The 12,149-nt window shown below is 65.4% G+C and carries 14 protein-coding genes and 3 pseudogenes; 9 read left to right on the top strand and 8 right to left on the bottom strand.

Features of this window, described 5'->3' with window-relative positions; all coding sequences use genetic code 11:
* Nucleotides 1–53: 53 nt before the first annotated feature.
* The 4 genes from LQ326_RS06030 to LQ326_RS06015 all read right to left on the bottom strand — a co-directional run bounded on the left by LQ326_RS06030 (nucleotide 54) and on the right by LQ326_RS06015 (nucleotide 2,554).
* Nucleotides 54–638, bottom strand: a complete 585-nt coding sequence (locus LQ326_RS06030; RefSeq protein ID WP_234533420.1) for a suppressor of fused domain protein — start codon at nucleotides 636–638, stop codon at nucleotides 54–56.
* 380 nt (nucleotides 639–1,018) lie between these two features.
* Nucleotides 1,019–1,561 carry a winged helix-turn-helix domain-containing protein gene (locus LQ326_RS06025; protein WP_234533418.1) on the bottom strand — a complete coding sequence of 181 codons (543 nt, stop codon included), beginning with the start codon at nucleotides 1,559–1,561 and terminating at the stop codon, nucleotides 1,019–1,021.
* 190 nt (nucleotides 1,562–1,751) lie between these two features.
* On the bottom strand, nucleotides 1,752–2,051 hold the full coding sequence (locus LQ326_RS06020) for a hypothetical protein (protein ID WP_234533416.1): 300 nt from the start codon (nucleotides 2,049–2,051) through the stop codon (nucleotides 1,752–1,754).
* Nucleotides 2,052–2,071: 20 nt separating this feature from the next.
* Nucleotides 2,072–2,554 (bottom strand): endonuclease toxin domain-containing protein, encoded by a 483-nt coding sequence (locus tag LQ326_RS06015; RefSeq protein WP_234533414.1) that lies wholly within the window; start codon nucleotides 2,552–2,554, stop codon nucleotides 2,072–2,074.
* Between the two features lie 357 nt (nucleotides 2,555–2,911).
* Between LQ326_RS06015 and LQ326_RS06010 the strand changes: the two genes are divergently transcribed.
* The 8 genes and pseudogenes from LQ326_RS06010 to LQ326_RS05980 form a co-directional block, all read left to right on the top strand.
* On the top strand, nucleotides 2,912–3,391 hold the full coding sequence (locus LQ326_RS06010; RefSeq protein WP_234533412.1) for a hypothetical protein: 480 nt from the start codon (nucleotides 2,912–2,914) through the stop codon (nucleotides 3,389–3,391).
* A complete protein-coding gene (locus LQ326_RS06005; RefSeq protein WP_234533410.1) occupies nucleotides 3,388–3,636 on the top strand; it encodes a hypothetical protein in 249 nt (82 codons plus the stop codon). Before LQ326_RS06010 ends, LQ326_RS06005 begins: the two co-directional genes overlap by 4 nt.
* Nucleotides 3,637–4,433: 797 nt before the next feature.
* Nucleotides 4,434–5,375: pseudogene (locus tag LQ326_RS49080) on the top strand (IS481 family transposase); the annotation flags it as partial.
* On the top strand, nucleotides 5,347–6,270 hold the full coding sequence (locus LQ326_RS49075; RefSeq protein WP_434056945.1) for a hypothetical protein: 924 nt from the start codon (nucleotides 5,347–5,349) through the stop codon (nucleotides 6,268–6,270). The pseudogene LQ326_RS49080 and the gene LQ326_RS49075, both read left to right, overlap by 29 nt.
* Nucleotides 6,271–6,472: 202 nt before the next feature.
* Nucleotides 6,473–7,669 (top strand): helix-turn-helix domain-containing protein, encoded by a 1,197-nt coding sequence (locus LQ326_RS05995; RefSeq protein WP_234533408.1) that lies wholly within the window; start codon nucleotides 6,473–6,475, stop codon nucleotides 7,667–7,669.
* Between the two features lie 138 nt (nucleotides 7,670–7,807).
* A complete protein-coding gene (locus LQ326_RS05990; RefSeq protein ID WP_234533406.1) occupies nucleotides 7,808–8,116 on the top strand; it encodes a hypothetical protein in 309 nt (102 codons plus the stop codon).
* Nucleotides 8,113–8,481: a hypothetical protein gene (locus LQ326_RS05985; RefSeq protein ID WP_234533404.1), complete on the top strand. Its 369-nt coding sequence runs from the start codon at nucleotides 8,113–8,115 to the stop codon at nucleotides 8,479–8,481. Before LQ326_RS05990 ends, LQ326_RS05985 begins: the two co-directional genes overlap by 4 nt.
* 124 nt (nucleotides 8,482–8,605) lie before the next feature.
* Nucleotides 8,606–8,905, top strand: a pseudogene (locus tag LQ326_RS05980) (tyrosine-type recombinase/integrase); the annotation flags it as partial.
* Nucleotides 8,906–9,034: 129 nt separating this feature from the next.
* On the opposite strand, the pseudogene LQ326_RS05975 reads toward LQ326_RS05980, so the two are convergent.
* From LQ326_RS05975 to LQ326_RS48595, 3 genes and pseudogenes are all read right to left on the bottom strand, one after another.
* Nucleotides 9,035–9,496 (bottom strand): annotated as a pseudogene (locus LQ326_RS05975) (transposase family protein); the annotation flags it as partial.
* A gap of 152 nt (nucleotides 9,497–9,648) precedes the next feature.
* Nucleotides 9,649–10,155 carry a hypothetical protein gene (locus LQ326_RS05970; protein ID WP_234533402.1) on the bottom strand — a complete coding sequence of 169 codons (507 nt, stop codon included), beginning with the start codon at nucleotides 10,153–10,155 and terminating at the stop codon, nucleotides 9,649–9,651.
* Between the two features lie 80 nt (nucleotides 10,156–10,235).
* Nucleotides 10,236–10,916 (bottom strand): polymorphic toxin-type HINT domain-containing protein, encoded by a 681-nt coding sequence (locus LQ326_RS48595; RefSeq protein WP_372496760.1) that lies wholly within the window; start codon nucleotides 10,914–10,916, stop codon nucleotides 10,236–10,238.
* A 130-nt stretch (nucleotides 10,917–11,046) separates the two neighbouring features.
* On the opposite strand from LQ326_RS48595, the gene LQ326_RS05960 reads away from it, so the two are divergent.
* The gene (locus tag LQ326_RS05960) at nucleotides 11,047–11,670 is read left to right on the top strand and encodes a HEAT repeat domain-containing protein (protein ID WP_234533398.1); all 624 of its coding nucleotides are present in this window, start codon (nucleotides 11,047–11,049) and stop codon (nucleotides 11,668–11,670) included.
* Between the two features lie 28 nt (nucleotides 11,671–11,698).
* On the opposite strand, the gene LQ326_RS05955 is transcribed toward LQ326_RS05960, so the two are convergent.
* Nucleotides 11,699–12,127, bottom strand: coding sequence for a DUF4265 domain-containing protein (locus tag LQ326_RS05955; RefSeq protein WP_234533396.1), 429 nt, complete (start codon nucleotides 12,125–12,127; stop codon nucleotides 11,699–11,701).
* Between the last annotated feature and the right edge of the window lie 22 nt (nucleotides 12,128–12,149).

The raw sequence follows: 12,149 nt of genomic DNA, 5'->3' as shown, positions 1-12,149 counted from the left end.
CCGCGTCAAGTGCCCTTACCCCCGCCGCGGCGCCACTCAATGCTCATGAACGATTATGAAATATCCAACGTACCCAGCACAGATCCACGGCGCGGGTCCAGCAAATTCACGTCGTTCCTCTCGAATCGATCCTCGAGAGATTCCTGACCGCGCCGACGAACATAGGCCGCTTCATTGGCATGAACAGGAACAAGCCACAGAATTGAGATTTCCTTACCTCCATCCCGAAAGGTACCAAATCCCGGAGGGTAGGCGTAAAAATCAGAAACCAGCAGCTGACCTGATTCGCTACCCTGAATCCATGGCCAGCCGATGTTCAGCAGGGCGCCTACGTCCGCATTCCGACCCGCAGCCTGCCAATCCGCGACCATGGTCACCGTTTCAACATGGCGAGGAAAGCTGAACGGAGAAAGCAGTGCAAATTCATGGAATCCCTCGCCAGCAGCCGAGGCGCCCAAAGAAACATAGATCCAGGGCTCGGACGCATCAGACGGCTCAATACAGCGGACACGGAGTCCTGGAATCGTCAGTTCGATAGGCCCCGACTCCCAGCTCGCGTCTTTGTGGACGTTCTCCGACCAGATGCTCCGGAGGTGGCGGTCAAGAGCCGCCTGGCGCATTTCGATTGCAGTTCCCATGGTTATCTTCCTAGTCCGAAAGCATCTGCCAGATTCTTCAGAGCTCCCGACAAACGACCACCCTGGTTGCTCTGGCATGTACGGCATCTCGCACCGTTGATGCCAAGGTTCTTGGCATAATCCCGTCGCTCGGCGTTCGTCATTTGCCAACCGTAACGGAAATAGTAGTGAATGCCTAGCTCCGGATCGTGCTCAGGGACAGGCTGCGTGGGCGTCCCCGAAATCATCACCTCTCCGCAATCCAGGCATCGCTCCCCTTCGCCGGCCGCCCGCGCGGCACGCCCCGCAGGGCCTCGTGTTTGCGCGCCGCCATAATCACGCCACCACTGTGACCAGCGGCGTCCTGCCCCGCCTTGACCAGGTGCGGCCCTTACCGGGCTTCAGATCCTGCCCGGCGTCCTCGAAGAGGATCCACGCGCCCAGGAGCTGGGCCGTCCTCTTACCCGTGACCACTGCTCCGTCCGCCACCTGGCCACCGCCCGCTCATCGCGCTCGACGGCCCTGTGCGCGGGGACCTGCGGTGACCAGCCCAGCCGGTGCAGCAGATACGACACCCCACGCGGGGTGTACCGGTAGCCGAACAGGTTATGGATCAGCTCCGCGACTCTCGCCAGGGTCCACCGCTGGTCCTCCGTCCAGCCGTGGGCCGCCGGCCCCGCCTCCAGCTCGGCCTGCAGTCGTTCCGCTTGTACATCACTGAGCTGACACGGGAAGCCGCCGGGCCCCTTGGAGGACAGGGCCGCGACGCCGCCCTCGCGCCAGGTCACGTGCCAGGCGTACGCCGATTTCCGCGACACCCGTAACCTGCGGGCCACCTCCGGCGGCCGCACGCCTCGCTCGAACATCTCCGCGGCCTCGAAGCGCACCGCCTCACGCTTCGCCCGCCCCGCAGCGGTCAGACCGCCGCCATCCGCGTACCTCATGACGAGGATGTAGCACCGCCAACGCCCTCTGTCACCCCACCCTTTCAACCTCAGCGTCAAGACGCCCAGAACCCCCGTCGTATGAACACTCCGACGGGGGTTCTGCAGGGCAAGGGAATCCCGCCCACGTCCGCCGGAAATCTGACGGACGGTTCACACGATTCCGCGACTATTCGATTTTACAGGGCCGTCACTCGTCATCACCGACCAGCCGCGCCTCGAGGGCGGCAGCCAGCGATTCCGCCAACTCCCACTCCTCGTCACTCATATGCCCAGTGACATCGACACGACCATGCCGCCACGAGAATGAAGCCGATGAGTCCGTAAGCGCATAGACAGGCTGAGGACCGATGTCCTTCCATTCGACGAAGCCCTGATTCTTCAGCGCCTCGCGAGATTCAGCTAGGGATTCCCACTCGTCTCGCGAGATCGGCGAATCCTGACTATCCGTCCAGGATTCCGCCCGGGTAATATGAAATTCATAACCCATGTCAAATCCCCTCGCGCTAGCTAACCTGTCGTGGCCCCGAACAGGAGGGTTACCCCACGACCTTGGGCATACTCAACCGCCCGCGACATTTGCTCCATGTGCATATCCTTAAGAGTGCCAGACCTAACGATCGTGTAGACAACCCGATTTGCAATATTCGCCGGATCGAGAACACCTGGATGGCGGTAATCGCCATTGTAGTTGGCTGCATCGTCGACCGCACTCTTGAGTCGCTGGAACAGCATGCCCTTGTTCTGGAAACTCTTGAGACCAGTGTCCATGGCTTTGAGGCTAATCGCAGTGCCGGTGTCAGCCTCGAAGTGATCGAAGGCTTTGTGTCCAGCAGGCAGGTTGTTGAAGCCCATCTCCTCTTCGAACGCAAGGCCCTTGTCTCGAGAGCTCATGCTCCAGATATTTTGCTGGCTCCCGCTGGTCATTGCTCCGAGATCCTGGATTTCAGGATCGCAATTGTGAACCAGAACCGGAGTATCGCCAGCCTCCACATAGTACGTGTGCTAAGCGGCCTCTCTCTACCTGCGTTTTCGCAGGTCAAGCGATATTCGGCGGTCCGCTGAGGTGCAGGATCGGCCGGGGCTGTTCGTGGTTGTTGCCGTTACTACTGCCGTCAAGGGCCTTGACCTCTCAGGCAGGGTTGGGTCCCGCGGCGGCTCGGCCGTCCGCCGGTTCGGCAGTGCGGGCTGGGGCGGGGCGGGAGGGGTTCGCCGCTCGGAGGGGCAGGCTTCGCTCCCCGTCGGAGGCGACACGCCGGCAGCCCGTTTCTGGTCACCTGTAGAGCAGCGCCCGGACCGCTACCCGCTACCCGCTACCCGAGCCAGGACATCCGAGCTACTGTGGATGTCATGACGACGGCCTACGAGGACGTACCCTTCAGCGAGCTGCTCCACCACCCCGCTGCCACCGCCCGGCGCCTGGACGCGGTCCGCGCACTACGCCTGCGCCGACGCGATGCGGGCGACCTGGCGCTCATTCGCGCCGACCAACTGGCGCAGGACTCCACCGTGGTCGACTTCACCGCCCGCCTGCTCGCCGGGCTGGTCCGCACCGAGAACGCCGCCGCACTGCGACAGGCCCTGCCTGATGCCCTGCCCTGGTCGGTCTTCCTCCCGGAGGACGACATCGAGGCGATGCTCGGCGAACTCGTGGACACTGCCCGCGGGGCTGCCGCGCTGGAGAACCTGGCTCCCATCGCGCTGCTGCTGGCCCAGTGGCGGCACAGTGCCGAGATCTACGCCGACCCGGCCCTGCACGCCATCCTCACCCGCGAGCCCGAAGGCGACCTCGGCCCTGCCCCCGTACCCGAAGGCGAGACCGCCGAGTGAGCCCCAAGCGCGGTGACCGCGCGGCCCCACCCCCGATCGGCGACGAATTCGACCTGCGCTTCGCCAACACCGAAGCGGCCAACGGCTGGGACCACCTCTCCCGCCACGCCGCAGGCAACCTCCGCCGTGCCTTCGACAAGATCCGATCCGCCCCACGGGCCGCCGACGACCCCGAGCGCCACCACCGCCTCAAGGGCAAGCTCGGCGCTACGGTCTGGAAGGGACAGACGCTGGAGCGCTGGTAGTACGAGGTCACCGGCAGCGGCCGCATCTGGTACCTGGTCGACGACGCCAACCGCACCGCCTGGATCACCTACGCAGGCACCGGACACCCCAAAGCCACCGACTGATCGCCCATCACCTCCTGTCCACCTGCCGCAGCCACGATCCGCGCGGGTGTTGGCGCGGCCTTGGGCCGGTGGCCTGCCCGATCCAGGGCCCCGCCGCGGGCAAGTGGGCGGTCCGGGGGCTTTCAGCGGCTCGGCGCTCGACTTCCGGGGCGGCCCTCGGTCGGCGTGCGGCGGGGCTGGTGCGTCGGTCAGTCCGGCAGCGCGGAGGGCGTGACGGAAGACGGTCCGGCTGACGGCGAGTGGCCGGGAGCTTCACGCTCCGCCAGAGGCAACGTCGGCCACCGCCCTCGGTGAGCCTGGCGATGTACGCGAAGGGTCGGCCCCCTGGTCGGCCCTGTGCCTGCGATCCGGCCGTAGGACGGTCGTGGGCGACAACTTGCTGTGCGACGCGCGAGGGCTCCACGCCCACAACTTGGCTCCGGCGGAACCCAAGTTAAGTCCCACTCGCGCCTGGGTCCGGCCCTCTGCCAGCACCTCACGCGGGCCTCGACTGCTTGCCGGACGGTGGGTCGCTCGGCGATGTTCGGCCAGCTGCGGCGGGCGGGTGCCGCCTTGAACCTCGTAGAGAAAATCTGGACACACACCCCTGAGCCGCCCTGTGTCCGATCCCGGTAGATGCTTGACGGTTCGGTCCCAGCTGATGGTTGACAGTGGCCGTGTTCGGCTTTTCTGTGCGCGTCGTTGCGGTGCGTGTGGGGAGGCCGGGATTGGCGCTGGTGGAGTTGTCGGTTGTCGAGCAGAGATACCGGGCTGTCCTGGCAGTGCTGGCGGGTGCGACCGTGACCGAGGTCGCCGCTCGGCTGGGTGTGTCCAGGCAGACGGTGAGTGGGCGGAAGTCCCGGTATGCGGCCTTGGGTCTGGCGGGTTTGGCGGATCGTTCGCGTAGGCCGGCGTCGTGTCCGCATCAGGCTTCTGCCGAGGTGGAGGCGGCGGTGTGCGAGTTGCGGCGTGAGCATCCCCGGTGGGGTCCGCGGCGGATCGTTCATGTGCTGGAGCGGTCCGGGACGGTGGCGCCGGTGCCGTCGCGGATGACGGTGTATCGGATCCTGGTGCGTCACGGGCTGGTGGTGCCGGGGGTGCGGCGGAGGAAGCGGTCGGATTACAAGCGCTGGCAGCGGGACCGGCCGATGCAGTTGTGGCAGATGGACATCATCGGCGGGGTGATGCTGGTCGACCCGGTCACGGGCGAGTTGACCGAGGCGAAGATCGTGACCGGGGTGGACGATCATTCCCGGTACTGCGTGATCGCGTCGGTGGTCGAGCGGGCGACCGGGCGGGCGGTCTGCGCGGCGTTCGCCCGGGCCTTGCAGAGGTTCGGGGTGCCGGACGAGGTGCTGACCGACAACGGCAAGCAGTTCACGGACCGGTTCGGGCACGGTGGTGAGGTGTTGTTCGACCGGATCTGCCGGGAGAACGGGATCGCGCACCGGCTCACCCAGCCGGCGTCGCCGACCACGACGGGCAAGGTCGAGCGGTTCCATCAGACGCTGCGGCGCGAACTCCTGGATGACTGCGGTGCGTTCGAGAGCATCGGGGAGGCTCAGGCCGCGTTGGATGCGTGGGTGGAGGAGTACAACTCCTCGCGTCCGCATCAGGCGCTGGGACATGCAGTTCCCGGCCGATCGGTTCTCCCCGGTTGCTGAGCAGGAACGGGACGTGCTGGGCCTAAGGGTGCCCGCAGTGCTCGCGCTGGTGCCGCAGCAGCGCAGGCCTCCTGCGGAGCCGGATCCGGCCGAGGCGGCGTCCGGGCCTGTTGATCCGCCTGAGCTGGTCGCGGCTGCGGTCCCGGTAGAGCCCGGTGGGCCGGTGGAGTTCGAGCGGGTGGTGCCTGCGAGTGGGAATCTGCAGGTCGCGGGCAAGCAGTTCTGGCTGGGCCCGGCCCGCGCCGGGCTGACGGTGACGTTCTGGGCCGACACCTCGGTGATCCATCTGCTGATCGCCGGGGCGAGGATCAAGAGCGTGCGCTCGCACTTGTCCGTGGCCGATCTTGCGCAGTTGGCCGCCCGGGGCGGACGGGCAGCCGGACCGGCACCGATTCCGGCCGGGGACGGGGCGGCGTTCGAGGTGGACCGGGTGGTGAACAACAGCGGGCTGGTGGGCCTGGGCGGGCATCAAGTGCTGGCGGCGGAGATCCTGGGAGGCCGCCAGGTGGGCATCCGGATCGACGACGAGACCCTGTCGTTCTTCGATCCGTCCTCGCGGGAGTTGCTGCGGGTGCGGCCCAACCCGCTTACCCGCGACCAGGTGCAGCGGCTGCGGGGTCTGCGGCCCGCGGGACCGCCGCCGCGTCCGGGCGTCGAGCCGGTGCGGGTGCAGCGGCGGGTCAGTGCGGTGGGCACGGTCATGGTCTGCCGGCAGACCGTGTCCCTCGGCCGCCCCTACGCGGGGCAGACCGTGACCGTGCACGTGTCGGACACGACGATCGCCGTCGAGCTGGACGGCCAGGTCCGGGTCATCCGCCGCACCACCGACATTCCCGTCCGGCACGTGAAAGCGAACAAGCCCCGTAAGGTTTCCGATGTTGGCTAGGCCCACCGTCAAACATCACCTGGGACCAGAACGTCAAGCATCAACTGGGATCCGACACCGCTTCGGCGCTACGCCATGCCCCTCGGCTGCTCGTTCGGCTTGGAGTGTGGTCCTGCGGGCAGCCGAGATGATCGCTGTTCGGCCGGTCCGGGACCGTGTGCTGGGGGTACCGTCTGGGTGTTGCCGCAGAACGGAGTTCGCCGTGTCGCAGAGCATCGAGGAACACGCCGGCGCTCGGATCGCCCGTATCCGGAAGCAGCGCGGCCTGACGCAGCAAGGGCTGGCGATGCGGGCGCACCTGTCGAAGTCGCTGTTGTCGAAGGTCGAGTGCGGACAGAAGCCCGCTTCCCCGGCTCTTGTCGCCGCCTGTGCCCGTGCACTGGGTGTTTCCACATCTGACCTGCTGGGGCAGCCGTACGCCGACGAACTGCGGCGCGACCGCATGGACGCCCTGATCCAGCCGATACGCGAGGGGCTGGAGAACTGGGACATCGCTCTGGACTGGGAGACGGCTCCGCGCCCGGCCTCGTTGGTCTGGGCGGATGTCCAGCGGGCTCTGGAGCAGCGCCGTCAGGCGCAGTACACGGACATGGTGCGCGACCTGCCTGTGCTGATCGACGAGTCCGTGCAGGCGGTGCATACCAGTACTGGGGAAGAGCAGCGGCTGGCTTACGAATGTCTGGCGGAGACGTTCCGTTGTGTGTTCACCGTGGCGTGGAAGCTCGGCTTCCTCGATCTCGCCACCATCGCGTTGGACCGGCTCGTGTGGACCGCGCCGCGCGCCGACGAGCCGGGGCTGGCCGCGATGCATGCCTTTCTGCGTGCACAGACCACGTTGTCGTCGGGTCGGTACGACGTGGGTCTGCGGGTGGTTGATCGGGCTCTGCGGGACCTCGAAGGCCAGGAGTCACGCCGCCCGGCGGGCATTGAGGCGATGCGGGGCATGCTGCACCTGCGCGCCGCGACTATCGCGGGCCGGATGAAGGACCGGGACCATGCGGACGCCCGCCTGGCCGAGGCCCGTGCCCTTGCCCAGGCAACGGGCGAGTTGCCGGACTTCGGTGTCACCTGGGGGCCGGTGAACGTCGGTGTGCATGCCGTGGCGATCGCCTCGGAGGCTGACGACTTCGGGCGTGCGATCGAACTCGCCGAAAACGTGCGCATTCCACGCGGCTGGACCCGTTCCCGGGCCGGGCACCACTGGATGGACCTGGGCCGGGCCCACGCGTGGGCGGGCCACCCGGATAAGGCGCTGGACTGCCTGCACCAGGCCCGGCGCATCGCCCCGCAGCAGACCCGCTACCACCCGACCGTGCGGGAGACCGTACTCGCGCTGAAGCGGCGGGAGCGGTCGCGTAACGGCTCGTTGGCGCAGTACGCGGAGTGGGTCGGGATATAGCGGATTTCTGGCGGAAGGAGTTGCACCCTTCGGTGCAACTGCGGTGCATCGCCGGTCGGCAGGCTGACGTCTCGTCAGGACCCCCGCGACCGCGCGAACGGTCCGGGGGCATGGCCAACGCTGACAAGGAGCGTCGACATGCCGCACTGTATCGCCCACATCTTCGAGCCGCTGCTGCGGCTGCTGTGGCCCGCGCCGGGCCGCCATCGCAGACCTGATCACTCATCCGCCGGCCTTGCTGTAGAGGCGTCGACCGCCTGTCCGGCTCGCGTACCGGCCGCCCGGGTACTGCACGGCGAGGAAATCGGGCTGGTCCGCCCGTACCTGGTCGCCCACGAGCGGTGGGAGGCGCAGAAGCAGCAGGCTCGGCGTCGCACGCTCCAACTGGCAGTACGCGGCATCGACATCAGTCCCCGGCTGTTCGACGGAGTAGAGGTCACGGCATGACGAGCGGGACCGGACAGCTGCGCCTGCTGCCGTGGGCCGGGCCCGAGGGCAAGCCGTGCTATCTCGCAGGCGACGGGCCCGGATACCTGTCACGGCTCGCCGACAACATGGAGTCGACCCAGCTTGGCCTGGCCGGGGAACTCATCCATAAGGCCAAGCAGGTCCTGGACAATCGGCAGTGGACGTCGGGCGAACTTCACCTGCTGGCAGTTCAGTTGACTGAAGCGCTCGGCAACGTGCACCGCATCGCGCTGAGTCGCGGCGCACGCCTGCCCACACCCGCCGACGACGATCTCGACACCGTGAACGACCTGGAGGACGAGGAAAAGCGTCAGGAAAGTTCGTACCCAGCCGTCTGCCGCTGACCGTGCCTCGCGGCTCCCTGGTCCCATCCAGGCCGGGCCGGTAGAGATCCCCGGAGGGCCATGGTTCTCCGGGGATCTTCCTTGCACGCCGTCAGGTGTCCTGGGAGCGCTTGGTTCCTGAACGACCAAGGCCATCAGCTCCGAGCGGCGCATCGCCCTGCCGGCGTCTTGCGTCACCTCTCTCCGCGCACACCGCACCCGGCAAGCGAAAAAGAAGGAGCACGTGAGCCCGAACTGGCAGCCCAGCGGGCACGTCTTCACGCGGCCGGGTGGGCACCCGATCGATCCCGCAACCCTCACCCGGCACTTCCACGCGCTGCTCCGCGAGGCGCGGCTCCAGCCGGTCCGGTTTCACGACCTCCGCCACTCGACGGCAACGCTGCTCCTGGCACAGGGCGTGGAACTTGTAGTCATCAAAGAACTAGCTGCTGACGTGGCGTCACGCTCCGGTCTCGTGCCGGACGGCTCTGCCTGAACGCAAGCTGCCCGACCCAACACGTAGCGTGACGCCGTGTCAGCAAGCCGAACCAGCGCACCGCTCAACTTCGAAGACCCGGTAAGGGAGGCGGACCGTGCCGCCTGCGCCCTGGTAGCCCTTGTCGGCCCAGCATCTGATGCCGGCCTCGGCGAGGCGTCGATGATGCCGTGCTCGCGCGCGGCCCGTACGTCGTGGACGGCGCCGACCAAGGCTGGTGAAGCCCACATCAGACGCCCATTCGGATCTGCTATGACCTGCACGTTCATGCCGTGCTTCTTGTGTTTTCCCGAGGGTAGCCAGGAGGCTGACGGCCTCGGTGATGTATCGGTAGGCGGTGGTGGTGCCGATCCCGAATCCGGCCGCGAGCTGGGCGTAGGGCTGGCCGTTGCGCAAGTGGGCGAGGGTGAGCAGGGCCTGTCGGCCTGCGTTCAGGCGCCGCCATCGGGTTCCGAGAGCGCGGCGGTGTTCCCTCAGGCGGGCGGCGAGGAAGCGCAGGGCAGAGCTGGACACGTCGGCGCCGGACGGGTAGACAAGCATGCGAAGCCTCTGGTGGAGACGGTTCTCTTGGTCGAAAACCCATCTACCAGGGGCTTCATCTGTCTGTCAGCCCAACTGCCAAGCTGTCATGTGAGGTTGGAAAGGGCTCACTGTCTCCCGTGAGGGATTCCCGGAAGATCAAAGGAAGGATTTCAGCGCCCGGAGAAATCGATCACCATGCGACGCTGCATCTCCAACACGCGTCGGCAATTTTCATTTTCACGTTCAGCGTCTGGAGTAACTCTTGGAATGCGCTCTTCGTTGAGGATTGCCTCATAGCAAGACGACAGAACACCCAGGACCTCCCGGCTGCCCAACGGGCGATTCCTCAAGCAATCCGCGTACTCGGACACAGCCATTACGAGCGCAGCAAGGCCCGGCGCCGGGTCTTCGTCGACCAGCGCATGAAGGCCATCGAAGAATTCCTCTTCATCTCGAACTGCGACACTGGAACCGGGATCACCCAAGTTCACTCTGAAGTCTCGCAAGGCGATCCTAATAAGGCCTACGGTATGAGCGGTGAAGGATGTTTCAAACGAGGGGTGAAAGCTTTCCACTGCGCCCTCGATGCAACTGAGGGCCAGATCCCTTCGCTTCTCTTCGGACATACCGGAGATCAACGAGCCCCAGCTTTCACTTTCATAATCCCAGAGCAGCATCGCTACCTCTTATCGTGAACCGAATAATCAGCTCTGGGCGGGTGTCACACATTCTGCACCCGCCCTGAACCGGTCATTCCCTATCGCTCCCACGGAGGGATTCTTGCTTGTTCAAAACCTTGAATTTTCGGAAAGCCTGCCACTCGGGCTGCGCAATCCTGTCTATTTGGATCACAGAACGGACGCGAGGCTGCCATCATTCCTTCATCCGACAGAGTGCCGTCCTCTACTGCATTCAACATAATTTGTTCTGCATCTGTCTGGAGACCCGGCACTATGTGCTCAGCACCATTGATACGCTCGTATCCAAGCTTCTCCGCCAAGGCTCGCATTTCAGGCGTAGTCGCATTGTTGCTCACAGTGTAGACGGAGCGTCCGCCCAGCTGACCCGTGGCCACAGTAATGCCTTGATCTGCCTTCTTGTTTCCAATGGTGGGTGGCTTTTGAGGATTACGGATCCCGGCGTCATGGAGCGCTTCAGCGTCCCGCTTCAACTCCTCCGGCGTACGCGGACACTCAACGTTGTTGTTGTGAACCAGGACCGGCGTATCGCCAGCCTCCACATAGTACGTGTGGAGGGTGCCAATGGTGAGGTCGTAGGTGGTGGTGTGCGCGTGGCCCAGGCGTACACCGGTGACCTCGGCGTTGCCGGTGGGGGCTTGGAGGACGCCGCCGGCCTTGAGGTCCTTGGCCTGGACGAAGGCCGACTGGGTCTGGTCGCAGAGGGGGGGTGAAACGTCGTCAGCAGACGCGCGCCCCAGTTCTCAGCATCCTGGGCCACCTTGCGCAATGGACCGAGCCCGCGTCGCTGACTGATCGACCGCGCCGTGGCCCGCTTTCCACATCGTCTAGCGTTTGACGCACAGGCGAGTACCCTCAGGAGGACGGACGATGGCACTGACCTTGGAAAAGGCACTCCTTCAGCTCAGCGACAGAGCATCGGCGAAACGTCGTTCGGCCGCGAAGCGACTTGGCAAACTGGCGAATGAGACGGCGGGCCCGGCGCTGCTGCACGCGCTCCAACACGAGATCGGCGACCGCCGCACCTGGGAAACCCAGTACGAAATGATCATGGCCCTCGGGGCATGCGGCTACCGGCCCGCCATCGGGTTCCTGACTGAACTAGCCCAGGAACCCACGGACGCCACCGCGCTGTACCTGGCCCTGGGGGACTCAATCGTACGGCTGCGAAGCCCTCAAGACGGTTTCGCAGCCCCGCTGGAATGGTGTCTAGATCGTGGAGATCCATCGCTTGTCGACGGTGCCCTTCGCGCCATCGCCGCATTGCACGCGGTCCTGGACGCCGGGAGCGTCGACCGCCTCCTGGACTTCCTCGATCCGCTGGATCCGTATGACGGGTTGCGCTACTGGGCCGCGGTCGGGGCCACAGAATGGCCCGGTGACCGAGTCCATACGTTTCTGGAGTCCTGTGTGGCGGGCCCCAGGACGGACGTGGCCGATGCCGCGGCCGCGTCCCTGGAGAAACGGCATCGGGGCCAGAGGGAGCAGCTCTGAATCACCGTCATCTCCGATACCTCGTGAGTCAGGTTGTGTCCTCCCACCAGGCGAGAGGCTCTCCCTGCTCGTCAAACACGTTTCCATATTCCCACTCCACCCCATCCGTGGGAAGCGCGGCCAAAAGTGACTCGATCGCTGGAAAACCGACGCCGACCGGAAACGTCAGAACCAAGAGCGACTCAAGCTCACCGTCGATTCGTCCACCAATCTGCATCGCGTTCTTCTTGAGGGATTCGACGATATCGCCAGGAATTCCCACGTGGAACACTTGTACGGCAACGTTCCCACCCCGCTCGACTACCTTCGCGCTCTTATTGCACTCGTCGTACGCGATCACATCACCAGCGGCGATGCCCCTGAAAAATCCAGGTGACAGACAGACAAGGTAGTGACCATCGCTCACTGAGGTGACGGCCACCACTTCATCGGCAGTGGCCCCCTGTTGGGACTCCACCTTGAGTCGAATCCCAGTGAAG

The sequence above is a fragment of the Streptomyces shenzhenensis genome (assembly GCF_021462265.1).
GTDB lineage: Bacteria > Actinomycetota > Actinomycetes > Streptomycetales > Streptomycetaceae > Streptomyces > Streptomyces shenzhenensis.
Note: the sequence above shows the minus strand (reverse complement) of the source record. Positions and strands in the feature narration are given on the sequence as shown.

Bases quoted from the DNA above. Each gene is read 5' to 3' on its own strand.
- LQ326_RS06030 (WP_234533420.1), bottom strand. From the start codon at position 638: ATGGGAACTGCAATCGAAATGCGCCAGGCGGCTCTTGACCGCCACCTC.
- LQ326_RS06025 (WP_234533418.1), bottom strand. From the start codon at position 1,561: ATGAGGTACGCGGATGGCGGCGGTCTGACCGCTGCGGGGCGGGCGAAG.
- LQ326_RS06020 (WP_234533416.1), bottom strand. From the start codon at position 2,051: ATGGGTTATGAATTTCATATTACCCGGGCGGAATCCTGGACGGATAGT.
- LQ326_RS06010 (WP_234533412.1), top strand. From the start codon at position 2,912: ATGACGACGGCCTACGAGGACGTACCCTTCAGCGAGCTGCTCCACCAC.
- LQ326_RS49075 (WP_434056945.1), top strand. From the start codon at position 5,347: ATGCAGTTCCCGGCCGATCGGTTCTCCCCGGTTGCTGAGCAGGAACGG.
- LQ326_RS05990 (WP_234533406.1), top strand. From the start codon at position 7,808: ATGCCGCACTGTATCGCCCACATCTTCGAGCCGCTGCTGCGGCTGCTG.
- LQ326_RS05985 (WP_234533404.1), top strand. From the start codon at position 8,113: ATGACGAGCGGGACCGGACAGCTGCGCCTGCTGCCGTGGGCCGGGCCC.
- LQ326_RS05970 (WP_234533402.1), bottom strand. From the start codon at position 10,155: ATGCTGCTCTGGGATTATGAAAGTGAAAGCTGGGGCTCGTTGATCTCC.
- LQ326_RS05960 (WP_234533398.1), top strand. From the start codon at position 11,047: ATGGCACTGACCTTGGAAAAGGCACTCCTTCAGCTCAGCGACAGAGCA.